The organism is Streptomyces sp. NPDC098789 (assembly GCF_044759975.1).
In the GTDB taxonomy this organism is placed as follows: domain Bacteria; phylum Actinomycetota; class Actinomycetes; order Streptomycetales; family Streptomycetaceae; genus Streptomyces.
On sequence record NZ_JBIWAJ010000006.1, the window covers coordinates 181,563 to 204,326 of the forward strand.

Sequence of the window (22,764 nt, forward strand, 5' to 3'; positions counted from 1 at the left end):
CTGACGGTTCGTCACTTTACCTGTCATTGATATTGACGACTCGTCAGGTGCCGCACAGAATGCGGGGATTCCGACCGGAGGGGACTCCATCCATGCTGCGTCCGATCCGCACCGTCGCCGCCGCCGCGGCGGCCCTCGCGCTCGTCTCCGCCTGCAACTCCGCCGCCAAGAGCACCTCCTCGCCCTCCGGTACGGGCTCGGCCGCGAGCGCCGGGGCCGCCCGCGGGGTGAGCGGCACCTCGATCAAGGTCGGCGGCATCGTGTCGATGACCTCCGCCAGCGGCTACAGCAAGAAGGACACCGATCTCGGGGCGAAGGCGCGCTATCTGCGGGCCAACGCGGAGGGCGGGGTGAACGGGCGGAAGATCGACTACATCGGTGCGGAGGACGACGGCCAGGACCCCGCCAAGAACCTGGCGGCCGCCCGCAAGCTGGTGCAGCAGGACAAGGTGTTCGCCGTCTCCCCGATGAGTTCGGTGACCTTCTCCGGCGCCGATTTCCTGGAGCAGCAGAAGGTCCCCACCTTCGGTTGGGGCACCACGCCCGCCTTCTGCGGACCGAAGCACATCTACGGCTTCAACGGCTGCCTGGTCCCCACCCCCGGCGGCACCCTCAACCAGACCTGGCCCGAGGGCATCGGCCAGGTCCTGGGCGGGGCGAAGGGCAAGTCCGTCGCCGTCATCGCCAATGACAGCGACGCGGGCAAGTTCGGCGTGCGGACCTTCTCGCAGGGCTTCGCGAGCGCCGGCTTCGCCGTCTCCTACGCCAAGGCGAGCGTGCCGGGCACGGCCGTGCCGAGCGACTGGTCGGCGTACGTCAAGGACATCCTCTCCTCCAACGGCGGCAAGGCGCCCGACGCCGTCGTCTCCGTGATGCAGACCCCGAACAACATCGGCCTGTTCACGGCCCTCAAGCGCGCCGGCTACCAGGGGCTGCTGTCCGACCCGACCGACTACGACCCGGGGCTGCTCGCCAAGGACGCGACCAAGCAGGCCCTCGACGGGGTGTACGTCCTGCTCCAGTTCGAGCCCTTCGAGTCCACGGACGCGAAGATGGCGCAGTTCAAGGCCGACATCAAGGCCGCTTCGGGCGGCAAGGAAGTCCCCCTGAACATGCACATGTTGACCGGATACATGTCGGCCGACCTCTTCGTGTCGATCGCGCGGAAGGCGGGCCGGGAGCTGACCGTGGACTCCTTCCAGGCCGCCGCCCAGGGCTTCTCCGACACCGGGACCCTGGTCGGCGACCGGGCCGAGCCGCTGGGGCAGAAGAACAGCTTCGGCTGCGGGGCGCTCGTACAGCTCAAGAACGGGGCGTACGAGGTCTCCGTACCGTTCAAGTGCTACGAACCCATCCCCTTCAAGTAGGGGCAGTCCCATGGTCGATCTGCTCGTCTTCGTACTGAGCGGTCTGGTCTCCGGCGCCCTCTACGCGCTGCTGGCCACCGGGCTGGTGCTGTCCTACTCGGCCTCCGGCCTCTTCAACTTCGCGCACGGCGCCACCGCCTACCTGTGCGCGCTCACCTTCTACGAGCTGCACTCGGGGCTCGGTTGGCCGGCCGTCCCGGCGGCCCTGCTCGTCGTCCTCGTCCTGGCCCCCGGTCTCGGCTGGGGGCTGGACCGGCTGATGTTCCGGCGCCTCGCCCGGGTCGGGGAGAGCGCGCAGATCGTCGCGACCATCGGGCTGCTGGTCGCGCTGCCCGCCGCCGGGCTGTGGGCGGTGGGCCTGCTGGCGGACGCGGGCGCCGACGTGGTGCCCGCGGAGAACCAGTTCGGGCTGCCCGGAGTGGGTCCCAGCCCGGCGCGGTCCTGGGAACCGCTGCCCGGGGTCGGCATCGACTCCGACCAGCTGATCACCTGGGTGGTGACGGCCGTGGTGGCGGTGGCCCTGTGGGTGCTGATGCGCCACACCCGGCTCGGGCTGCGGCTGCGCGCCTGCGTCGACGACCGCTCGCTGACCGAGCTGCGCGGGATCGGCGCCGACCGCCTCTCCTCGATCGCGTGGATGATCGCCTCGGGCCTGGCCGGGCTCGCCGGGGTGCTCGCCACTCCCCTGCTCGGCCTGTCCGCGCACGACTTCACCCTGTTCCTCTTCGTCTCCGCGACGGCCGCGGTCATCGGGCGGTTCGTCTCCGTACCGCTCGCCTTCGCGGGCGGGCTGGGCCTGGGCGTCCTGCAGAACCTGGTCGCCGGCTACGCGACCTTCACCGACCGGATCACGGGCTTTCGGACCGCCGTCCCCTTCCTGATCCTCTTCGTCGGGCTGCTGGTGCTGACCCGGCGGGCCCGGACGGCCGGCACCGCCGCGGCCGACGCGCCCCCGCCGGACCACCTGGCGGGAGCCCCGTGGCGGCGGCGCTGGGGGCCGTGGGCGGCGGGCGCGGTGCTCGTCTGCGTGGCGCTGTACACCGTGACCACGCCGTTCTGGAGCGGTCTGATCGCCCAAGGGCTGGCGATCTCGCTGGTGTTCATGTCCTTCACCGTGCTCACCGGGCTCGGCTCGATGGTCTCGCTCGCCCAGGCCACCTTCGTCACCGGCGCGGCGCTGGTGGCCGGGTTGTTGATGAGCCACGGCTGGCCCTTCTTCCTGGCCCTGGCGGCCGGCACCGTCGCGGCCGCCGCCCTCGGCGCGCTCGTCGCGCTCCCCGCGCTGCGGCTCGGTGGCCGGTCGTTGGCGCTGGCGACCCTCGCGCTGGCCTTCCTGGCCGACCAGGTCCTCTTCCAGCTGCCGTGGCTGCGCAACGGGGACAGCGGCTGGGCCGTGCCGCGGCCCGTGTTCGGGCCGGTGGACCTCTCCGACGACCGGGCGATGGGCGTGGCGCTGATGGTGCTGGTGGCGCTGGTGGCCGCCGCCCTGAGCGCGCTGCGCGGCTCCCCGTCGGGGCGGGCGATGCTCGCCGTACGGTCCGCCCCCGCGGCTGCCGTGGCCTCGGGGGTGTCCGTGCTGCGCACCAAGCTGCTGCTGTGCACGGTGTCGGCGGGGCTGGCCGGCTTCGGGGGCGTGCTCTACGCCTCCTACAACACCCGGATCACGGCGACCGACTTCACCGCGCTGACCGGACTGGTGTGGCTGGCCGTGGTGGTGGCGGCGGGGGTGCGCAGGCCGCAGTACGCGGTGGTCGCCGGGCTCGTCTTCGCGGTGGCGCCACGGGTCCTGGCGGACTACGTGACCACCTCGACCTACCTGCCGGTGATCCTCTTCGGGCTGGCCGGGGTCGCCCTCGCCAACGATCCGGACGGGTACTGCGCGGCGCTCCCGGGCCGCCTCGCCCGCCGGCGCGCGGCCGCCCGTACGACGGCCGCGGCGACGCCGGCGGCAGCGGCGGCACCGGCACCGGCACCGACAACCGCGTCGACCGCGGCGGTGGAGCCCGCACCCCGCGCGCCCGACCCGGACGCCGCACTCCAGCTGCGCGGGGTGCACGCCGGCTACGACGGCGCGGCCGTGCTGCACGGGGTGGACCTCATCGTGCGGCGCGGGGAGATCCTGGCCGTGCTCGGTCCCAACGGCGCCGGGAAGAGCACCGCGTGCAAGGTCGCCGCCGGGCTGCTCGGGGCCTCGGGCGGGGCCGTGTACGTCGGCGGGCGCGACGCGACCCGCGACGGACCCGTGCGCCGGGCCCGGGCCGGGGTGCTGCTGGCACCGGAGGGGCGCGGGATCTTCCCCTCGCTCACCATCGAGGAGAACCTCGCCCTGTACCTCCCCGACGCCCGCGCCCGGCAGGCCGTGTACGCACGCTTCCCCCGGCTGCGCGAGCGCCGCGCGCTGGCCGCCGGGTCCCTCTCCGGCGGGGAGCAGCAGATGCTCGCGCTCGCTCCGCTGCTCCAGCGACCGCCCGAGGTGCTGATCGCGGACGAGCCCTCGCTCGGGCTCGCGCCCCGGCTGGTGGAGGAGGTGTACGGGCTGCTCGCCGAACTGCGCGACGCGGGCACGGCGCTGCTGCTGGTGGAGGAGAAGGCGGCCGAGATCCTCGGCATCGCCGACACCGTCGCCTACCTGTCCCAGGGCCGGGTCTCCTGGTGCGGACCGCGCACCGAGGTGGAGGCGGACCGGCTCACCGAGGCCTACCTGGGGATCGGCACATGACACGGATCACGACGGTGGGAGCGAGGCGGGCCGCCGCGCCGGACGGGGGCCCGTACGTCCTGGAGGCCCGCGGGGTCGGCGTGCGCTTCGGCGGGGTCCGGGCGCTGACCGGGGTGTCGCTCGGCGTCCGGGCGGGCGAGGTGTGCGGGCTGATCGGGCCGAACGGGGCGGGCAAGACCACCCTGTTCGACGTCCTGTCGGGCATCCGGCGACCGGACGAGGGCCGGTTGCTGCTCGACGGGGCGGACGTCACCCGCCGCTCCCCCGTCTGGCGCGCCCGGCACGGGATGCGCCGCACCTTCCAGCGCCAGCAGCTCTTCGGACAGCTCAGCGTCGCCGACAACCTGCTGGTGGCCCAGGAGTGGCGGGGCGGGGGCGGCGGGCTCGTCGCGGACCTGGTCGGCTCGCCGACCAGGCGCCGCCGCGAGCGCGAGCGGCGGGCGCGGGCGGAGCGGGTGCTGGCCGACTGCGGGCTCGGGGCGCTCGGGGCGCGGTACGCGGGCGGCCTGCCGGTGGGCCGGGCCCGGATGGTGGAGCTGGCCCGGGCCGTCGCGGACCCGCCCCGCGTGCTGCTGCTGGACGAGCCGGCCTCGGGGATGTCGGCGCCGGAGCGGGAGCAGCTGGCCGCGGTGGTGCGCCGGCTGGCCGCGGAGGAGGGGTGCGCGGTGCTGCTGGTCGAGCACAACGTGGCGTTCGTGATGGAGCTGTGCGCCCGGGTGGTGGTGCTGGACCTGGGAACGGTGCTGGCCGAGGGCACGGCGGCGCGGGTGCGGGCGGACCCGCGGGTCCGGGAGGCGTACCTGGGCGGCGCGTGAGGCGGCGGGGTGCGTGTGGCGGGAATAGAGTGCCCGGGCGTCCGGTTGTGGCCGGTCGTACGGCACCTCGGGCCCGTACGACCGAGGGGCCCGCGCGGGTTCCGTACGACCGCAGCACCGCACCAACCGCACCGAGTCGAGGGAACGACCAGACGTGAACCAGGTCCCCACCATCAAGCTCAACAACGGCACGCTCATGCCCCAGCTCGGCTACGGCGTCTGGCAGATCCCGGACGCCGAGGCCGAGCGGGCCGTCGGGAGCGCCCTGGAAGCCGGGTACCGCAGCATCGACACGGCCTCGATCTACGGCAACGAGGCCGGCACCGGCAAGGCGCTCGCCGCCTCGGGCCTGCCCCGCGAGGAGCTGTTCGTCACCACGAAGCTGTGGAACGGGCCGTCCGAGACCTGGGGCCGCGACAACGTCCTGCGCGAGTTCGACTCCTCGCTGGCCAAGCTCGGCCTGGACCACGTCGACCTGTACCTGATCCACTGGCCGCGCCCGATGCGCGAGGACTACCTCGCCATCTGGAAGACCTTCGAGGAGATCGCCGCGAGCGGCCGCGCCAAGGCCGTCGGCGTCTCCAACTTCGGGCAGCCGCAGCTGGCGCGCCTCGCCGCCGAGAGCTCCCTGGTCCCGGCCGTCAACCAGGTCGAGCTGCACCCGCTCTTCAACCAGGCCGAGCTGCGCGCCGTGCACGCCGACCTCGGGATCGCCACCGAGGCCTGGTCGCCGCTGGGCCAGGGCAAGGAACTGCTGACCCTGCCGGCCGTCGCCGCGGTCGCCGCCAAGCACGGGCGCACCGGCGCCCAGGTGGTGCTGCGCTGGCACCTCCAGCTCGGGAACATCGTGATCCCGAAGTCGGTCACCCCGGCCCGCATCCGCGAGAACCTGGACGTCTTCGGCTTCGAGCTGGACGCCGAGGACCTCGCCGCGCTCGACGCGCTGTCCACGGCGGGCGGGCGGATCGGACCCGACCCGGTCGGCTTCGACGCCTGAGCCGCGTGTACCTCATCCGGAACGTCGCCAGCGGTCTGCTGCTGGAGGTCGAGGGCACGTGGCGGGTGCGCGTCGGGCCCCAGGGGCCGCCGCCCCTGCCGGACGCCCAGCGGTGGGAGGTCGCGCCGGTGCACAGCGGCGGCGCGGTCTTCCATGTGGTGAGCGCGCTGAACGGCAAGCGGCTCGACGTGGCGAACGCCTCGACGGAGAGCGGGGCCCGGGTCCAGCTGTGGCGGGCGAACGCCTTCGGCGCGCAGGAGTGGCTGGTCGAGGAACACCTGGACGCGCCGGGCGTGGTCTCGCTGGTCGCCTGCATCAGCGGGCTGCCGCTGGAGGCCGCCGAGGACGGTCGGGCCCGCCAGGCCGAGGACACCGACTCGCCGGCGCAGTGGTGGCGGTTGGAGCCCGTGTGACGCCCGCGGGGCGGGACGGGGCCACCGGCTCCGCCCCGCCCCGCGGTCCTCACCCGCGGGCGAAGGCCAGGACCCGGTAGGCGGGGTCCGCGCGCGGCCGGTCAGGATCGGGCAGCGCCTCCAGCTCCGCCGCGAGCCGCGCCGCCGTGACCCCGTGCGGGCTGACCCGCGAGGCGAAGCGGCCGGCGAGCAGGTCGGCCGCGGCCTGGCGCGGGGTGCGCCCCTGGCCGTGGCCGGTGAAGGAGGCTCCCGCGTACGGGCGCAGGCCCGCCGCGGCGGCGTACGCCGTCACGTCCGCGCTCGCGTCGGCCGGAGCCGGGGTCAGGTGCGGGGCGAGCACGGCGTCGATGTCGCTGCCCACGTCGTGCGCGGCGTCCTTGTCCACGGTCGTCAGGAACGCCCCGCCGGGGCGCAGCACCCGCGCCGCCTCGGCGACCAGCGCCTCCACCAGACCCGGTGCGCGCAGCAGGTGCAGCAGCCACACGGCGCCGACCGCGTCCAGCGCGGCCGTGCGCACGGGCAGCCGGGTGCCGGAGGCGAGGACCACGGGGACCCCGCGCCGCGCCGCCCGCGCGGCCATCCCGTACGAGCTGTCCGCACCGATGACCCGCAGGCCCGGCCGGGCGAGGCGGGCGGTGACGATGCCCGTGCCGCAGCCGAGGTCGAGCAGGGTGCGGGTGCCGGGCGGCAGCAGGCCGAGGAGCGCTTCGGCGGCGGCCCGGGCGCGCGGGGCTCCGCCGCGGGTGGCGTCGTAGTCCCGGGCCTGCGCGTCGTAGTCCAGCAGGGGTCTCGCGGGGTGGTGGGCGGGGTGCGGCGGCATCAGCTCGCGCCGTGGGCGGGGGCGAGGGCCTGTACGCGCTCGGCGAGCGCGAAGTCGGTCTCGGTCACGGCGTCGCCGGCGCTGTGGGTGTTCACCGCCAGGCGGACCGTGTTGTAGCCCAGGCTCAGGTCGGAGTGGTGGTTCAACTCGTCCTGGACGGCGGCGATGTGGGCGACCAGGGCGCTGGCCGCGATGTGCGTGCCGAGCCGGTAGGTGCGGACGATCCGGTCATCCTCGAAGGCCCAGCCGGGGAGTTCCCGCAACCGGTCCTCGATCTCCTTCTGCGACAGCGGCTGACTCGACATGCGCCGGCTCCTTTGTCCCCGTGACGTGGAGTCAAGGTTCGCACAGCGCACGCCGGAGCGAACCGTTCGTGCGGTGGCGCGCCCGGGTTAACGTCGCACGTATGACGACGTCCGTGGGACCCCTGCTCCGCTCCTGGCGGGAGCGGCGAGGCATAAGCCAGCTGGAGCTGGCGGGCCGCGCCGATTCTTCCGCCCGGCACATCAGTTTCGTCGAGACCGGCCGGTCCCGGCCGAGCGAGGAGATGGTGGTCCGGCTCGCCGAGCGGCTCGACGTGCCGGTGCGCGACCGCAACGCCCTGCTGCTCGCCGCCGGTTACGCGCCGCGCTACCCGCACACCCCCCTGGACGCACCGCAGATGGCGGCGCTGCGGGAGGGGCTGGAGCGGTTGCTGGCGGCCTACGAGCCCTATCCGGCGCTGGTGGTGGACGGTACGTACACGGTCGTCGCGGCCAACCGGGGCATCGCCGTCCTGCTGGACGGGCTGCCGGAGCACCTGCTCGCGCCGCCGCTGAACGCGATGCGGATCACCTTGCACCCGGAGGGACTGGCGCCGCGGATCCAGAACTTGACGGAGTGGCGGGGACACCTGCTGGCCCAGATGGAGCGGCAGGTCGCGCTGGCCCGTTCGGAGCAGCTGCGCGCGCTGTACGAGGAGGTGGCGGCGTACCCCGTCGAGGGTCACTCCGATCCCATGGGCCCGACGTATGCCGCCGATCCGGCGGCGTCGCCCCTCGCGCTCCCGCTGCGGATCGTGCACGAGGGGCAGCTGCTGTCGTTCGTCTCGACCATCGCCACCTTCAACACGCCGATGGACGTGACCGTCGCCGAACTGGCCATCGAGACCCTGCTGCCGGCCGATCCGGCGACGGCGAAGTACCTGCGCTCACTGGGTGCTTGAGTCCCTCGTCAGCCACTGGAGGACGGCGAGGGCCGCGACGACCGCGGCCTGCGCCGGGATCCACACCAGCCCGGCGGTCGTCGGGTCGAACCACAGGGCGAGCGAGAGCAGACTCAGCACCACCCAGGCGCAGTTGATCTCGATGACGGCCATCACCAGGGCCGGTGCCGGTCGGCCGCGGGCGGCGAGCAGGCCGACGGCCGCGCCGTACCCGGCCAGCAGGACGCCGAGCACCAGCAGCGGGGTGCGCTCCACCCCGAGCAGTTGTCCCAGCGGTCCGGCGAGGAGGGCGTAGGCGAGCCCGTTGGTGCCGGTGACGACGGCGTCCAGGGCCAGGATCCGGCGCAGCGGGGTGAGCGGCGCGCGGGTGGTGAGCGGGGTCGCGGACATGACGGATCAGCCTCCGTGGGGTCGGGGGTGCGGCGGGTACGGGTCCCGGAAGCCGGCTCCCGAGCCGCAGTGCGGCGGCCCGGGATCCGGTGCCCCCACTCTCCCGTCCGCCGCCCGCCGGGTCGATTACCCCGCGGGTCATGCCCGCCGGACACCCCCCTACGCCGCGGCGCCGACCGTTTCCCGGGCGGTCGCGGCCTCGCCCGTAAGGACCTTGAGGCGGCCCGCGAAGAAGACCATGACCGCGCCGGCGGCGATCACCGCGGCGCCCTGCCAGAGGAAGTTCAGGCTCTGGCCGATCACCGCGTCGAGCCGGGGCAGCTGGGCGCCGATCGCGTCGCCGGTGGCGGCGGCGAGGAACCAGACGCCCATCATCTGGTTGGTGAAGGCGCGGGGCGCCAGCTTGGTGGTGACCGAGAGGCCGACGGGGCTCAGACACATCTCGCCCATGACCTGGATCACGTAGACCCCGACCAGCCACATCAGGGAGACCTTCACCCCGGTGGAGGCGATGGCGGCGGCGCCCGACATGACCACGAAGGAGGCGCCGGTCAGCAGCAGGGCCAGGCCGAACTTGAGCGGCGTGCCCATGTGACGGCCGCGGCGCACCCAGAACGCGGCGAAGACGGGGGCCAAGGCGATCACGAACAGGCTGGGCAGGGACTGGGTCCAGCTCGCCGGCACGTGCCAGCCCAGCAGGCTCAGGTCGGTCTTCTGGGCGGCGAACAGGTTCAGCTCGTTGCCCATCTGGTCGTAGACGAGCCAGAAGAGGGTGGCGGCCAGGAAGAGCCAGACGTAGGCGCGCAGCCGGATCCGCTCGACCGGGGTGATCTTGGGGCTGCGGTACATCGAGAGGAGCACGCCGGCCGGGACGACGACGGCGACGAGGGTGAGCACGAAGGTGATGTTGTCGATGCTCAGCGCGTGTCCGGCGGCCAGCAGGGCGATCAGGACGGCGGTGAAGACGACGCCGTAGGTGCCGGTGCGGCGCACCCGGCGGCGCTCGGCCGGGGTCAGCCGGACCACCGGCTCGGCGCGCAGCTGCGCGGTGAGGCGGCGGCCGCCGAGGACGTACTGGAGCAGGCCGAGGGCCATGCCGACGGCGGCGGCGCCGAAGCCCAGGTGCCAGTTGACCTCCTCGCCGAGGTAGCCGACGACGAGCGGGGCGATGACCGCGCCGAGGTTGATGCCCATGTAGAAGATCGAGTAGCCCGCGTCGCGCCGCTGGTCGTCGTCGGCGGCGTAGAGCCGGCCGACGAGGGCGGAGATGTTGGGCTTGAGCAGGCCGGTGCCGATGACGATCAGGACCAGGCCCGGCCAGACGAAGGCCGGGTCGGGGACGGCCATCAGGACGTGCCCGGCCATGATGACGACGCCGCCCCACAGGACGGCGCGGCGGGCGCCGAGGAAGCGGTCGGCGATCCAGCCGCCCGGGAGCGCCAGCAGCGAGATCATCGCCATGTAGACGCCTTCGACGGCCTCGGCGGTGCCCTCGTGGAGGCCCATGCCGCCGTGGCCGCGCGAGGCGGCGAGGAAGTGGACCAGGATGGCGACCATGCCGTAGAGGCTGAAGCGCTCCCACAGCTCGGCGAGCACGAGGGTGGCCAGGCCGCGGGGGTGGCGGCCCCGGCCCGCACCGGTGGCGGGCGCGTCCGCCCGCCGGTCCGGCTCGGGCGCGCGATCCTGCTTCTGCATATCCATCGATCCGTTCACATATTTCAGTGCACCGCCCCGGCGGGGCGTCCCGGATCGTCCTTTCGGCCAGCGCGGGGGCATGCGGAACGCCCCGGACCGTTGGGCCCGGGGCGTTCGTCGTGCGTGCGGCTCCGGCGTGGGCAGGAGGTCCCGGTGGGCTCAGCCGAGGTCGGCCAGGCTCAGCCCGGCCTGGGCCGCGGCGGCCTGCACGGTCTGCTCCAGCAGGACGGCGATGGTCATCGGGCCGACGCCGCCGGGGACCGGGGTGATCAGCGAGGCGCGCGCGGCGGCCGACTCGAAGTGCACGTCGCCGCGGTTGCCGTCGTAGCCGGCGTCCAGGACCACCGCGCCGGGCTTGATGTCCTCGCCGCGGATGAACTCGGCCTTGCCGACGGCGGCGACCAGCACGTCCGCCTGGCGGATGATCGAGGGGAGGTCCTCGGTGCGGGAGTGGCAGTAGGTGACCGTGGCGTTCTGCCCGAGCAGCAGCATCCCGGCGGGCTTGCCCAGGATCGCGCTGCGGCCGACGACCACGGCGTGCTTGCCGGCCAGGTCGACCTCGTACGCGGCGAGCAGCCGCATGATCCCGCCCGGGGTGCAGGACACGAAGCCCGGCAGCCCGAAGCCCATGGCGGCGAAGGAGTGCATGGTGACGCCGTCGACGTCCTTGCCCGGGGCGATGGCCTCGAAGGCGGCGCGCTCGTCGATGTGGTGCGGCACCGGGTGCTGCAACAGGATGCCGCTGACCTCGGGGTCCACCGAGAGCGCGGTGAGGGTGGTCACCAGCTCCTCGGTCGTGGTGGAGGCCGGGAGCTCGACGTGGCGGGAGGTGATGCCCGCCTTGGCGCAACGGTTCTGCTTCATCCGTACGTACGTCACGGACGCGGGGTCCTCGCCGACCAGGACGGTCGCGAGGCAGGGGGCGGTGCCGGTGCGGCGGGTCAGCTCGGCGGCGAGGGCGCCGGTGCGCTCCGAGATGCGGCGGGCGAGGGCGGTGCCGTCCATCAGCTCGGCGGTACGGTCCTGTGCCGGAACGGTCTGGGCAGTCGTCACGGGGTCTCCTGAACGTCGCTGCGGGATCGCGGATCGCCCAGGCGCGCGGCAGTCGACGGAGCGGGACACCTCGGTGCCGCACTGCGTCGGGCCGCTCCCCGGTGGTGATCCACCCAAGCGCCAGTCACGGCCCGCCGACCACTGTAGTCGAAGCCCGTGGTCGGCCACGAGGCGGAGAATCAAGTGGATCACAAGGGGTGCGACTGGGACGATCTCGGCATGACACCTCATTTCGATCGGCTCGTCGCCGAGGCCGAGTCCGTGTCCGTGGACGGCTGGGAATTCTCCTGGCTCGACGGCCGGGCGACCGAGCAGCGCCCCTCCTGGGGCTACCAGAGACTGCTGGGCGAGCGTCTGGCGGGCGTACGGGCCGCCCTGGACATCCAGACCGGCGGGGGCGAGGTGCTCGCCGGAGCGGGCCCCCTGCCGCCGCTGATGGTGGCCACCGAGTCGTGGCCGCCGAACGTCGACAAGGCGACCCGGCTGCTGCACCCGAAGGGCGCGGTCGTGGTCTCGGACTCCGACGAGCCGCCGCTGCCCTTCGGCGACGAGGCCTTCGACCTGGTGAGCAGCCGGCACCCGGTGACCGTCTGGTGGGACGAGATCGCCCGCGTGCTGCGGCCCGGCGGCCGCTACTTCTCCCAGCAGGTCGGACCGGCGAGCGTCTTCGAGCTCGTCGAATACTTCCTCGGGCCGCAGCCGCAGGAGGTCCGGCGCGGCCGACACCCCGACGACGCGGTGGCCGCCGCGGCCGCCGCGGGGCTGGAGGTGGTCGACCTGCGGTCGGAAAAGCTGCGTACCGAGTTCCACGACATCGGGGCCGTGATCTACTTCCTGCGGAAGGTCATCTGGATGGTGCCCGGCTTCACGGTCCACCAGTACCGGGACCGGCTCCGTGAGCTCCACGAACGGATCGAGCGCGAGGGCCCGTTCGTGGCGAACACCGCCCGATTCCTCATCGAGGCCCGCAAACCGGGACGATGAAGGGGGCCGACGGATTCGCGGCCGAAAGGTTGCACGGACACAGCGTGGCGCAGGTCACTCAATTCATGGCGTAACGAATCGACTCGGGCATGCGATGAACCGACAGGTGTCCTCGCGCGGCGCCGGAATAACGACCCCCCTCGGGCTCGTTCCACGAGTTCGCGCGATGATGTCCCGTCCCGCCCTTATATCTGCCGCAACGAGAGGCTCCTTGTGTCGCTCAGCCCGTCCCGTACGTTCCCTCCGGAGATCGCCGAATCCGAGGCCCTGGTCGCGCTCGTAGAGCGTGGCCGCGAGCAGGGTCACATCAACGGTGACGACGTGCGCCAGGCCTTCGAGGCCGGCCGCATCCCGGTGGACCAGTGGAAGCGGGTCCTGCGCAGCCTGAACCAGGTCCTGGACGAGGAGGGCGTCGCGCTGCACGTCAGCGCCGCCCCGGCCGCGAAGGCCCCCGCCAAGAAGGCCCGCAAGGCGGCGGCCGCGCCGGCCCGCACCGTGACCAAGAAGGCCGCCGCGCCGCGGCCCATCGGCGCGCGCAAGACCGCGGCCACCGCCACCGCGGCGGCGATATCCGCTCCGTCGGCCTCCGTGACCGAGGAGGAGGCCGCGGCCGAGGCCGCGGCCGAGCCGAAGAAGCGGACGGTCAAGAAGACCGCCGCGAAGAAGGCGACGGCCACCAAGAAGACCGCCGCCACGAAGAAGGGCGCCAAGGACGGCGACGAGGGCGAGACCCCCGCGGCCGAGGGCGAGGAGTGGACCGAGGAGGACCTCGCCGACGAGGCGGAGGAGACCACCCCCGCGAAGGCGGGCACCCAGGGCTTCGTGCTGTCGGACGACGACGAGGACGACGCCCCGGCCCAGACGGTCATGGTGGCCGGCGCCACCGCCGACCCGGTCAAGGACTACCTCAAGCTGATCGGCAAGGTGCCGCTGCTCAACGCCGAGCAGGAGGTCGAGCTCGCCAAGCGCATCGAGGCGGGCCTCTTCTCCGAGTACAAGCTCGAAGAGGAGGAGGACCACAAGCCCGCGTTCAAGCGCGAGCTGGAGATCCTCGTCGAGGACGGGCGCCGGGCCAAGAACCACCTGCTGGAGGCCAACCTCCGTCTCGTGGTCTCGCTGGCCAAGCGCTACACCGGCCGCGGCATGCTCTTCCTGGACCTGATCCAGGAGGGCAACGTCGGTCTGATCCGCGCGGTGGAGAAGTTCGACTACACCAAGGGCTTCAAGTTCTCCACGTACGCCACGTGGTGGATCCGCCAGGCGATCACCCGCGCCATGGCCGACCAGTCGCGCACCATCCGCATCCCGGTGCACATGGTCGAGATCATCAACAAGCTCGCCCGCGTGCAGCGCCAGATGCTCCAGGACCTGGGCCGCGAGCCCACCCCGGAGGAGCTGGGCAAGGAACTCGACATGACCCCCGAGAAGGTCATCGAGGTCCAGAAGTACGGCCGCGAGCCGATCTCGCTCCACACCCCGCTGGGTGAGGAGGGCGACAGCGAGTTCGGTGACCTCATCGAGGACTCCGAGGCGGTCGTCCCGGCCGACGCGGTCTCCTTCACCTTCCTCCAGGAGCAGCTCCAGTCCATCCTGGGCACGCTCTCGGAGCGCGAGGCGGGCGTGGTCTCCATGCGCTACGGCCTCAACGACGGCCAGCCGAAGACGCTGGACGAGATCGGTCGCGTGTACGGGGTCACCCGTGAGCGCATCCGCCAGATCGAGTCCAAGACCATGTCGAAGCTGCGCCACCCGTCGCGCTCGCAGGTGCTGCGCGACTACCTGGACTAAGAATCCGGACGGAAGCCCGCGCCGTACCGGCCGCCCGCGTCGCAGTTCGCGACACGGGCCGGCGGTACGGCGCGGGCTTCTGCGTACCCGCGGGCCTAGTCGGACGCGCGCTGCTTGCGGGCCGACATGACGGCGTAGACGAGCACGCCCGCGAAGAGGAAGAGCACGCCCTGGTAGACGGCCTCGTACCCGGAGCCCGCGACCAGCCACATCGAGAAGCCGAAGGCCACGGCGGCCAGGATCCCGTCCCGGACGAGCCTGCCGGGGGCCACGCGCTCGCCCTGGCCCGACACCAGGAAGTAGATCTGCGCGGCGGTGGACAGCAGGTAGGGCACGGTCGCCGTGAAGGTGGTGACCAGGACCAGGACCTCGAAGACCCCCTGGGTGCCCGAGGTGTAGTTGTAGACGGTCAGCGCCGAGGCCAGCACGACGGTGACGACCACGCCGACCACCGGCACCCCGCGGCTCTTGCGCGCGAACGCCTTCGGGAAGAGGCCGTCCTGCGCCGCCGCGTACGGGGTCTGCGCGCTGAGCAGCGTCCAGCCGTTGAGCGCGCCGACCATCGAGACCACGGCGGCGCAAGCGACGAGGGTGCCGCCCCAGGTGCCGCCGAACATGGCGTTCACGGCGTCGGTGAAGGGCGCGGCGGAGGAGACGAGAGTGTCGTGGGCCACCAGGCCGAAGACGGCCACCGTCCCCAGCAGGTAGACGGTGGCGGCGCCGAGCGTGCCCAGGATGGTCGCGCGCCCGACGTTGCGGGCCGGGTCGCGGACCTCGCCCGCGCTGACCGCGGCCGATTCCACGCCGAGGTAGGAGAAGAGCAGGATCGCGGCGGCGGCCGAGACGGCGCCGATCGCGCTCTGGTCGGTGCCCCGGAAGGGCCCGAGGTTGGCGGGGTCGAAGAAGAAGAGTCCGCCCACCGCCACCAGCAGGAGCGGAGCGAACTTCAGCACGGTGGCCACGAGCTGGACCGCTCCGACGTAGCGGGTACCCGCCAGATTGGCGAGGGCGGGCAGCCACTGCACGGCGAGGGCACCCAGGCACATCGACCACGCGTGCGAGCCGACGGCGGGGAAGAGCACCGTGAGGTAGCCGACCGCGGCCACGGCCAGCGCCGCGTTGGAGACCCAGGTGGTGATCCAGTAGCTCCACGCCGCGAGGAACCCGGCGAAGTCGCCGAAGGCGGCGCGGGCGTAGACGTACGGGCCCCCGGTCCGCGGGAGCCGCCCGGCCAGGCGGCCGAAGACCAGTGCGAGGGCGATCGCGCCGAGGCTGAGGATCCCGAAGGCGACCAGGCTGATCGTGCCGAAGGGGGCGACCGAGGCGGGGAGGAGGAAGATCCCTCCGCCGACGATGTTCCCCATCACCAGGCAGGTGGCGACGGGGAGGCCGAAGCGGCGCGCGTGCGGGCTCGCATCGGATCCGGGCTGGTCAGAGGTGTTCACGGCAGGGGTGGTGGTGCTCACGGGTGGTACGCCTCGGTCGTTTCATATGGTGGACAGGGGGCAGGTCGACACATGCTCCGGTACGGCAAAGGCCGCACCAAATCAGTGCTTTTCGTCCTGCCCAGCCACCTGCGCGGAAGGAAGTGTTCCGCTCCGGACGCCCTCGGACCGGCGATCTTCCACCGGCAGCCGATCCGCCAGCTGAGCCCGGTCCGCCACCGGGACCTGCGGACCGTCCTCGGCCTCCCGCAGCCAGCGCCGCAGCAGCGCGTGCACCGACTCCGCCCCGACCAGGTCCTCCTCCGGTTCGGTCAGCACCGTGGGCCACATCAGGAACGGGTGTCCCTGCTCCCCGCCCAGCCCGCCGTGCGAGCCGATCTGCTCCTCGAAGGCGTGCACCGCGCCGGTCGCCGGGTCGTACGCCGAATTCACCATGATGTCGGCGACGTGCGGGAAGGAGTCCGTGCGCCGGACGGCCTCGGCCGCGCCCGGGCCGAAGGCGGCCAGCAGCTCCTCCGCCTCCCCCGGTACCGAGAGCCGCGCCACCGCCCCGCCCGGCCCCAGCACCTGGCCGTCCACCAGGAGGAAGCCCACCCCCGGGTGCTCGGCCAGGGTGCGCAGCAGTGCCGGGTGGTCGCGCTCGATCCGCTCCCGGGTCGCCCGGCCCGGCACCGCCGGGAAGGAGACCAGGCCCAGGTTGCCCGAGGCCAGCACCACCGGTTCCGGACCGCGCGCCGGACGGGCCAGCTCGCCCTCCTCCACCGGGCGGTGCAGGGCGGTCAGCACCGCGGCCCGGGCCTCGGCCCCGCTGTGGGTGCGGCCCGCCCGGCGGGGCACCGGGAGCCCGCAGCCGGCCCGGACCAGGTCCTTCAGCGTGAGCCCGTACGCCCCCAGGAAGGTCTCGCCCGGGCTCTGGCCATGGTCGGAGAGGAGCACGACCCGGTAGTCGCGGGGCGCGTGCTCGGCGACCCGGGCGATCAGCGCGAGGCTGCGGTCGAGGCGGGCGAGCACCTGGTCGGTGTCATGGCCGTGCGGCCCCGAGTGGTGGGCCACCTCGTCGTAGGCCACCAGGTCGGCGTAGACCGCGGCGCGCCCCGCCAGCACGTCGCCGATCACCGCGGCCACCACCACGTCCCGCTCCACCACCGTCGCGAAGGCCCGGATCACCGGGTACAGCCCGCCGCGCGAGACCCTGGGGACCGCCCCGCGCAGCCGCGCCCGCACCGACTGGCCGATCTCCCGCGCCACCTCGGCGCCGAAGGACAGGAAGGTGCGCACCGCATTGGCCGGGTCGGAGAAGTAGGCGAAGTACCCGGCCCGGGACCGGTTGCCGGGCCCGCGCCGGGCCGACACCGACAGGACCAGCGCGAGCTGGTCCGCGCCGCCGCTGAAGAGGTTCCCGCGGCTGGCGCCGTCGAGGGCGAGCAGTCCGCGCTCGCCCGTGCGGGCGCTCGCCCGGCGCTCCAGCGCGGCGGCGCTGCTGGGCCGGTTGCAGACCACGACCTCGCCGGTGTCCTTCTCGTACCAGCGGAAGGCGGGCACGTCGAAGGTGGAGCCGTGCAGGATGCCGAGCTGGCTGGCGCCGGTCTGGCTCGACCAGTCGGTGCGCCAGGACGTGACCCGGTGGCTGCGGTCCAGCCACCCGGCCACCGTCGGCATCAGCCCGGCGCCGGCCGCGCGCCGCAGCACCTCGTACCCGACGCCGTCGAGCTGGAGGAAGACCAGTCCGGGCGCGGATTCACCGGCGCCGGGCGCGCCCCCGCGACCCTGGCGGCGGCGCTTGCGGTCGGCCAGCCGGTAGAGCCGTCGGCGGTAGGCCCCGTCGTCGCGGACGGCCAGCGCGGTGGAGGTGGCGGAGGCGACCGCGGACATCACGGCGGCCACGACGACCGCGGTCTCGGGGGCGGCCTCGCCGCGGCCGTTCGGGATCAGGTAGAGGGCGAGCAGCAGCAGCGAGCCGTTGAGGAAGAACACCAGCAGGCCGAGGACCAGAGCCGGCACCAGGAGCAGGGCCCGGACCACGACGGGCCAGACCAATGCGCTGAGCAGGCCGAAGGCTCCGGCGCCCCAGGCGGCGGTGAGCCCGATCCGGGTGATGCTGTCGCCGCCCGCGCCCCCGGGGGCCGGTTGGAGGTGGAAGTCCGGCAGGACCGCGGCCAACAGCAGCATGGTCAGGGTGGACACCGCCCAGACGAGGATCACCCGCGCCAGGGCGCTGCCCGCGGTCCGCCATCGGCCTCGCAGCACGTCGTACCCACCTCGTGTCCCGGCCCGCGCCGAGCCAGTGCTGTGACCGGAAGGGTTCACCGTGTCACGGCGCCCGGCACGGCACCTCTCCGCGTTGTCGGACCACGACAGTACGTCCAGTACGAGCCGCGGCCCTCCGCCTTGCGATGCACCGCACCGGACACCGCGACCCGGCAAACCCTTCCGGCCCCAGCACTCGCGGGCCCCGCCCCAGCGTCGCACAGCGAAGGTGGCCGGGTCGGGTGACGTGGAAGGCGTACGGACGTACGAACGGCGGCCCGGGCGCGTCGGGGCGACGCGCGCGCCGGGCGTCGGGCGCCCGGCGTCAGGTGCCGTCGTAGCCCGCGGTCGGCATCGACATCCTGCGGTGCACCTCGGCCTTCATCCCCGAGGTGTACGCGGGCTCCTCGTGTCCGGCGGTCTCCAGCCGGACGCCGCGCCGCTCGCACTCGGCCGTGAACTCCTCGACCGAGCGCAGCGCCCGGCGCAGGACCCGGTCGTTGGGGACGACGAACAGGTCGACCTGCCCGGAGTCGACGTCGGACCACAGCCCGCAGTGATCGGCGCGCAGCCCGTAGACCAGCAGTTTCCGGGTCACGACGTAGCCGTGGTCGGCGGCCCAGCGGGCGCACATGGCGTGCTGGGTGCGGGTGTCCACGACGAAGGGGTCGGCGTCCAGTTCTTCGAGCGGGGTCAGGCTGGCGATTGCGGCGACGCGCAGCTCATCCATGCCGCCCGACCCTACTCCGATCCGGCCGCCACGAGGAGGGGGACTTCGGCCACTGCGGGCGCGGGAGTACGGGCGGTTCGGCCGGTGACCGCCTAGGCTCGCAGGGGACGTCCGGGGTAGGAGCCCGCCGGGACGGGGCCGAGGCAGGGAGGGTCCGGGGTGCCGGTGGAGATCACGTGGTGGGGGCATGCCACCTGCACGGTCGAGGATTCCGGGGTGCGGCTGCTGACCGATCCGCTGTTCGCGCGGCGCCTCGCCCACCTGCGGCGTCGGCGCGGCGCGGTGCCGCCCGCGGAGGCGGCCGTCGCGGACGCGGTGCTCGTGTCGCACCTGCACGCCGACCACCTGCACCTGCCCTCCCTGGCCCGGCTGGCGCCGGGTACCCGGCTGGTGGTGCCGCGCGGGGCGCGACGGGCCGTGCCGGGGCTGGTGCGGGTCGCGGGTGCGCGCCGGCTGCGGGTGACCGAGGTGGCGCCGGGCGAGGAGACCTCCGTGGGGCGGGTCCGGGTCCGGGCGGTCGCCGCGCGGCACGACGGACGGCGGCTGCCGTTCGGTCCGCAGCTCGCGCCGGCGCTCGGGTACGTGGTGACGGGCGCGGCGACGACGTACTTCGCCGGGGACACCGGACTCTTCGACACGATCGCCGAGGAGGTCGGACCGGTGGACGTGGCGCTGCTCCCGGTCGGCGGCTGGGGCCCGTACCTGGGCCCGGGGCACCTGGACCCGGGGCGGGCGGCGCGGGCGCTGGCCCTGCTGGCGCCCGCGGCGGCGGTGCCGGTGCACTACGGGACGTACTGGCCGATCGGCATGGACGCGGTGCGCCCGCACGAGTTCCACGCTCCGGGCGAGGAGTTCGCGCGGGCGGCGGGGCTGCGGGCGCCGGGGGTGGCCGTGCGGGTGCCGGGGCACGGGGAGCGGGTGCGGCTGCCGTGATCCTGCACGAGGCTGTGCATCAGATGCAGTACGTGCAGCAGGTGCCGACGGAGAGCACCCAGCAGGTGGTGGGCTATCCGGCGTTGTTCGTGCTGGTGGCGCTCGGGGCGCTGGTGCCGGTGATCCCGACCGGGGCGCTGGTGAGTTCGGCGGCCGTGGTGGCCTTCCACCAGCGGTCGCTGCCCTTCGGGGTGGTGCTGGTGTGCGGCGTGGCGGCGCTGGGGGCGTTCCTCGGGGACGTCGCGCTGTACTGGCTCGGGCAGCGCGGGGTCCGCTCGCGCAGCGGTTCGCGGTGGTTGGAGGCCCTGCGCGGGCGGGCCACCCCGGAGCGGCTGGAGCGGGCGACGCGGAAGCTGGACGAGCACGGGGTGCTGGTGCTGGTGGTGTCGCGGCTGGTTCCGGCCGGGCGGATCCCGGTGATGCTGGCGTGCCTGCTGGCCCGCTTGCCGCTGGCCCGGTTCGCGCGCGGGGACGCCCCCGCGTGTCTGGCGTGGGCGGCGACCTACGGCCTGATCGGGATCGTGGGCGGGTCGCTCTTCGCCGAACCGTGGAAGGGCGTGGCCCTCGCGGTCGGCCTCACCCTGCTGATCAGCGCTGCCCCGGCGGTGTGGCGCCGGGTCCGGGGCGGGGCGGAGCACGGGACGGCCTGACCGGTCCGCCACGGCCTGCTAGAAGGCGCGGGAGGAGCCGATGGGCAGGTCCCAGAGGTCTTCCCGGGGCAGGACCGCGCGGTTCCAGGCGGTGCGGGCGCGCAGCAGCGGCTCCAGGACCGGTTCGGCGGACAGCACGAAGGTGGCCCAGTGCATCGGGGCCATCCGGCGGGCGCCGAGGTCGAGGCAGGCCTGTACGGCCTCCTCCGGGTCCGCGTGCACGTCGCGCAGCCACCAGCGCGGGGCGTAGGCGCCGATCGGCAGCAGGGCCAGGTCGATGCCGGGGTGGCGGCGGCCGATCTCGCCGAACCAGTGCCCGTAGCCGGTGTCGCCCGCGAAGTAGACCTTCTTGCCCGCGGCGAGATCGGTGAGGACCCAGCCGCCCCACAGGGTCCGGCAGGTGTCCAGCAGCGAGCGCTTGGACCAGTGGTGGGCGGGGACGAAGTCGAAGCGCACGCCGCCCAGTTCGACGGATTCCCACCAGTCCAGCTCGGTGACCCGGGTGAACCCGCGACGGCGGCACCAGCGGGCGAGTCCGGCCGGGACGAACAGGAGGGTGTGCCGGGGCAGCCGCTTGAGGGTGGCCGCGTCGAGGTGGTCGTAGTGGTTGTGGCTGATCACGACGGCGTCGACGGGCGGCAGGTCCTCCCAGCGGACCCCGACGGGGGTCAACCGGGCAGGGGTGCCGAGGATCCGGCGGGACCAGACCGGGTCGGTGAGCACGGTCAGCCCGCCCAGGCGCAGCACCCAACTGGCGTGTCCGGCCCAGGTGACGGCGACGGTGCCGGGGGCCGCGGCGGGCAGCGGCCCGGGCTCGTAGGGCAGGTCCGGGATCCCCCGCAGGCCCTCGGGCCGGGGTCGCAGCGCGCCCTCGCGCGCGAGCCGCGCGAACGCGCGCAGCCCGGGCAGCGGGGTGGTCAGCCGGTCGGCGAAGGACCGCGGCCACCGCCGCACCTCCCCCAGGGCCCGTACGTCCCCGGGTACCCGTGCTTCCCCGGGCGTCCGCGCTTCCCCCGGCGGTCGCGCCCCCCGCGACGGCCCCGGCCCGCCCGGTCGCGCCGGTCCCCGGCCACCGGGGCCGTGCGCCGAGGGGGCGCCCGCGCGGTGTTCCGTCCGATCCCTCATCAAGGATTCTCCGTTCACCGGCACGTCGGGTGCGGGGTGGGTCGGTGGCGCGGCGGCGACCGGTCGGGCCGGTCGGATCAGGTCAGCTCGGCGAGCACCGAGGCGAACCGGTCCAGGGACCGCCGTACGTGCGGGAGCGCGAGGGGGTCGGGGGCCTGGAGGGCGGCCAGCCGCTCCTCGGGAGTGGCGCCCAGCAGCGGGCCGGTCGACAGGCGGAAGCGCAGCGCGCCCAGTTCGTCGTCGAAGCGCTGTCCGCCGGGCGCGGGGGTGCCGAGCCGGGCCCCCAGGTGGTCCTCCAGCTCCATGGCGTCGCCGACGCCGTGCCGGGCGAGTCCGGCGCGCAGCGGGGTCAGGTCGGCGTAGAGGTGGCGCCCCGCGCGCGGGGGTCGGGCCAGGGCCCCGACGGCGAGCAGCTCGCGGTGCGCGGCCGCGGCCACCGCCGCGTGCAGGGCGGCGGCGGAGCGGGCGCGGGCGACGACGGCGGCCGGTTCGTCCAGGGCGTGCGCGGCGGCCACGGCGACGGGGCCCGCGACGAGCCCGCCGGTGGCGGTGAGCACGTCGAGCGTACGGGCGCGCAGCCAGGTGCCGCGCGCGGTGCCGGGGAAGCGCACGACGGCCGCGGGCCATCCCCCGGGCAGCAGTGCGCCGGACAGGTCGAGCAGCACGGCGGCCTGGTCGGGCAGCATCTCGGCGGGGCTGAGGACCGCGTCCTCATGGGGTCGGTGCAGGGTGTCGCGCCAGGTCTCGTCGCTGATCACGAACAGCCCGGCGGACTCGGCCGCCTCGCACGCCTCGCGCAGCACCTCCGGCGGCGGCACGGTCGCGGTGGGGTCGTCGGCCACCGACAGGAGCAACACCCGGGGGTCGCCGCCCTCGGCGCGCACCCGCCGTACGGTCTCCAGCAGGGCGTAGGGGTCGGGCACGCCGCCGCATTCCGCAGGGGTGGGCACGTGGTAGGCGCGCCGTCCCAGCAGCCGGACCTGTGGGGTCCACCAGGCGGGACACGGGCGGGGCAGCAGCACGTCCCCGCCGTACGCGCCGAGCAGGGCGAGCAGCAGTGCGGGCCCGCCCGGTCCGGCGGCCACGGCGTCCGGCTCGACCGGTAGGCCGCGCCGCGCCCAATGGCGGCAGGCGCCTCGCGCACGGCCGCGCCGCCGCCCGGCGGCTCGGGGGCCGAGCGGCCCGCGGCGGCCGCGAGGACGGCGGTGAGTTCCGGCAGCACGGGCAGGCCCGGTTCCGGGGCCGGGGGCCCGTACCGGACCGGACCACGTCCTTCTGCCGCCGTGCGCCGCATCCCCGCCACCGCCTGCACCACCGCTTCCGTCCGACCTCCGGCGGCCGGCCGCCACGGCCGACCCGACCTTTATACGGTCCTTTGACCCGATCTGC

The 22,764-nt window shown here is 74.2% G+C and carries 19 protein-coding genes, 1 pseudogene and 1 riboswitch; of the genes and pseudogenes, 10 read left to right on the top strand and 10 right to left on the bottom strand.

All coding sequences use genetic code 11. From position 1 onward, the window contains the following. Positions 1–92: 92 nt before the first annotated feature. From ACIQWR_RS15450 to ACIQWR_RS15470, 5 genes are all read left to right on the top strand, one after another. Positions 93–1,367: an ABC transporter substrate-binding protein gene (locus ACIQWR_RS15450; RefSeq protein WP_404008920.1), complete on the top strand. Its 1,275-nt coding sequence runs from the start codon at positions 93–95 to the stop codon at positions 1,365–1,367. Between the two features lie 10 nt (positions 1,368–1,377). Beyond that, positions 1,378–4,086 (top strand): ATP-binding cassette domain-containing protein, encoded by a 2,709-nt coding sequence (locus ACIQWR_RS15455; RefSeq protein ID WP_404008923.1) that lies wholly within the window; start codon positions 1,378–1,380, stop codon positions 4,084–4,086. Then, the gene (locus tag ACIQWR_RS15460; RefSeq protein WP_404008926.1) at positions 4,083–4,901 is read left to right on the top strand and encodes an ABC transporter ATP-binding protein; all 819 of its coding nucleotides are present in this window, start codon (positions 4,083–4,085) and stop codon (positions 4,899–4,901) included. The genes ACIQWR_RS15455 and ACIQWR_RS15460 overlap by 4 nt, the downstream gene beginning before the upstream one ends. A gap of 154 nt (positions 4,902–5,055) precedes the next feature. Continuing rightward, positions 5,056–5,898 carry an aldo/keto reductase gene (locus tag ACIQWR_RS15465; RefSeq protein WP_404008928.1) on the top strand — a complete coding sequence of 281 codons (843 nt, stop codon included), beginning with the start codon at positions 5,056–5,058 and terminating at the stop codon, positions 5,896–5,898. A gap of 5 nt (positions 5,899–5,903) precedes the next feature. Next, positions 5,904–6,311 (top strand): RICIN domain-containing protein, encoded by a 408-nt coding sequence (locus ACIQWR_RS15470; protein ID WP_354383167.1) that lies wholly within the window; start codon positions 5,904–5,906, stop codon positions 6,309–6,311. A 49-nt stretch (positions 6,312–6,360) separates the two neighbouring features. Here ACIQWR_RS15470 and ACIQWR_RS15475 read toward each other — a convergent pair whose 3' ends face one another. Together ACIQWR_RS15475 and ACIQWR_RS15480 are read right to left on the bottom strand one after the other, a co-directional pair. Beyond that, on the bottom strand, positions 6,361–7,095 hold the full coding sequence (locus ACIQWR_RS15475; protein ID WP_404009376.1) for a class I SAM-dependent methyltransferase: 735 nt from the start codon (positions 7,093–7,095) through the stop codon (positions 6,361–6,363). A gap of 35 nt (positions 7,096–7,130) precedes the next feature. Further along, the gene (locus tag ACIQWR_RS15480; protein ID WP_399260187.1) at positions 7,131–7,436 is read right to left on the bottom strand and encodes a 4a-hydroxytetrahydrobiopterin dehydratase; all 306 of its coding nucleotides are present in this window, start codon (positions 7,434–7,436) and stop codon (positions 7,131–7,133) included. A gap of 101 nt (positions 7,437–7,537) precedes the next feature. On the opposite strand from ACIQWR_RS15480, the gene ACIQWR_RS15485 reads away from it, so the two are divergent. Further along, the gene (locus ACIQWR_RS15485; RefSeq protein ID WP_404008933.1) at positions 7,538–8,335 is read left to right on the top strand and encodes a helix-turn-helix domain-containing protein; all 798 of its coding nucleotides are present in this window, start codon (positions 7,538–7,540) and stop codon (positions 8,333–8,335) included. On the opposite strand, the gene ACIQWR_RS15490 is transcribed toward ACIQWR_RS15485, so the two are convergent. From ACIQWR_RS15490 to ACIQWR_RS15500, 3 genes are all read right to left on the bottom strand, one after another. Further along, positions 8,321–8,725, bottom strand: a complete 405-nt coding sequence (locus ACIQWR_RS15490; RefSeq protein ID WP_404008936.1) for a hypothetical protein — start codon at positions 8,723–8,725, stop codon at positions 8,321–8,323. The two genes, ACIQWR_RS15485 and ACIQWR_RS15490, sit on opposite strands and share 15 nt — an antisense overlap. Positions 8,726–8,884: 159 nt before the next feature. Continuing rightward, complete coding sequence (locus tag ACIQWR_RS15495) at positions 8,885–10,420, bottom strand: peptide MFS transporter (RefSeq protein WP_404008939.1); 1,536 nt, start codon at positions 10,418–10,420, stop codon at positions 8,885–8,887. Between the two features lie 159 nt (positions 10,421–10,579). Then, on the bottom strand, positions 10,580–11,425 hold the full coding sequence (locus ACIQWR_RS15500; RefSeq protein WP_399260809.1) for a bifunctional 5,10-methylenetetrahydrofolate dehydrogenase/5,10-methenyltetrahydrofolate cyclohydrolase: 846 nt from the start codon (positions 11,423–11,425) through the stop codon (positions 10,580–10,582). A 76-nt stretch (positions 11,426–11,501) separates the two neighbouring features. Beyond that, positions 11,502–11,611, bottom strand: a riboswitch (ZMP/ZTP riboswitch). 81 nt (positions 11,612–11,692) lie between these two features. Between ACIQWR_RS15500 and ACIQWR_RS15505 the strand changes: the two genes are divergently transcribed. Then, positions 11,693–12,457: a class I SAM-dependent methyltransferase gene (locus tag ACIQWR_RS15505; protein WP_404008942.1), complete on the top strand. Its 765-nt coding sequence runs from the start codon at positions 11,693–11,695 to the stop codon at positions 12,455–12,457. A gap of 213 nt (positions 12,458–12,670) precedes the next feature. Beyond that, a complete protein-coding gene (locus tag ACIQWR_RS15510; RefSeq protein WP_404008944.1) occupies positions 12,671–14,245 on the top strand; it encodes an RNA polymerase sigma factor in 1,575 nt (524 codons plus the stop codon). Positions 14,246–14,340: 95 nt separating this feature from the next. Here the strand turns inward: ACIQWR_RS15510 and ACIQWR_RS15515 are convergent, their stop codons facing one another. The 3 genes from ACIQWR_RS15515 to ACIQWR_RS15525 form a co-directional block, all read right to left on the bottom strand. Then, positions 14,341–15,711, bottom strand: a complete 1,371-nt coding sequence (locus ACIQWR_RS15515; RefSeq protein ID WP_404008947.1) for an amino acid permease — start codon at positions 15,709–15,711, stop codon at positions 14,341–14,343. 81 nt (positions 15,712–15,792) lie between these two features. Next, the gene (locus ACIQWR_RS15520; protein WP_404008950.1) at positions 15,793–17,937 is read right to left on the bottom strand and encodes a phage holin family protein; all 2,145 of its coding nucleotides are present in this window, start codon (positions 17,935–17,937) and stop codon (positions 15,793–15,795) included. Positions 17,938–18,262: 325 nt separating this feature from the next. Continuing rightward, entirely contained in the window at positions 18,263–18,667 is a 405-nt protein-coding gene (locus tag ACIQWR_RS15525) for a hypothetical protein (RefSeq protein WP_404008953.1), read from the bottom strand. Positions 18,668–18,826: 159 nt separating this feature from the next. Here ACIQWR_RS15525 and ACIQWR_RS15530 point away from each other — a divergent pair, with 159 nt between their 5' ends. Together ACIQWR_RS15530 and ACIQWR_RS15535 are read left to right on the top strand one after the other, a co-directional pair. After that, the gene (locus ACIQWR_RS15530; protein WP_404008956.1) at positions 18,827–19,600 is read left to right on the top strand and encodes an MBL fold metallo-hydrolase; all 774 of its coding nucleotides are present in this window, start codon (positions 18,827–18,829) and stop codon (positions 19,598–19,600) included. A 23-nt stretch (positions 19,601–19,623) separates the two neighbouring features. After that, positions 19,624–20,250, top strand: a complete 627-nt coding sequence (locus ACIQWR_RS15535; RefSeq protein WP_404009379.1) for a DedA family protein — start codon at positions 19,624–19,626, stop codon at positions 20,248–20,250. Between the two features lie 18 nt (positions 20,251–20,268). On the opposite strand, the gene ACIQWR_RS15540 is transcribed toward ACIQWR_RS15535, so the two are convergent. Next, positions 20,269–21,375, bottom strand: a complete 1,107-nt coding sequence (locus tag ACIQWR_RS15540; protein ID WP_404008958.1) for an MBL fold metallo-hydrolase — start codon at positions 21,373–21,375, stop codon at positions 20,269–20,271. A 77-nt stretch (positions 21,376–21,452) separates the two neighbouring features. After that, positions 21,453–22,669, bottom strand: a pseudogene (locus ACIQWR_RS15545) (aminotransferase class I/II-fold pyridoxal phosphate-dependent enzyme). Positions 22,670–22,764 lie beyond the last annotated feature (95 nt).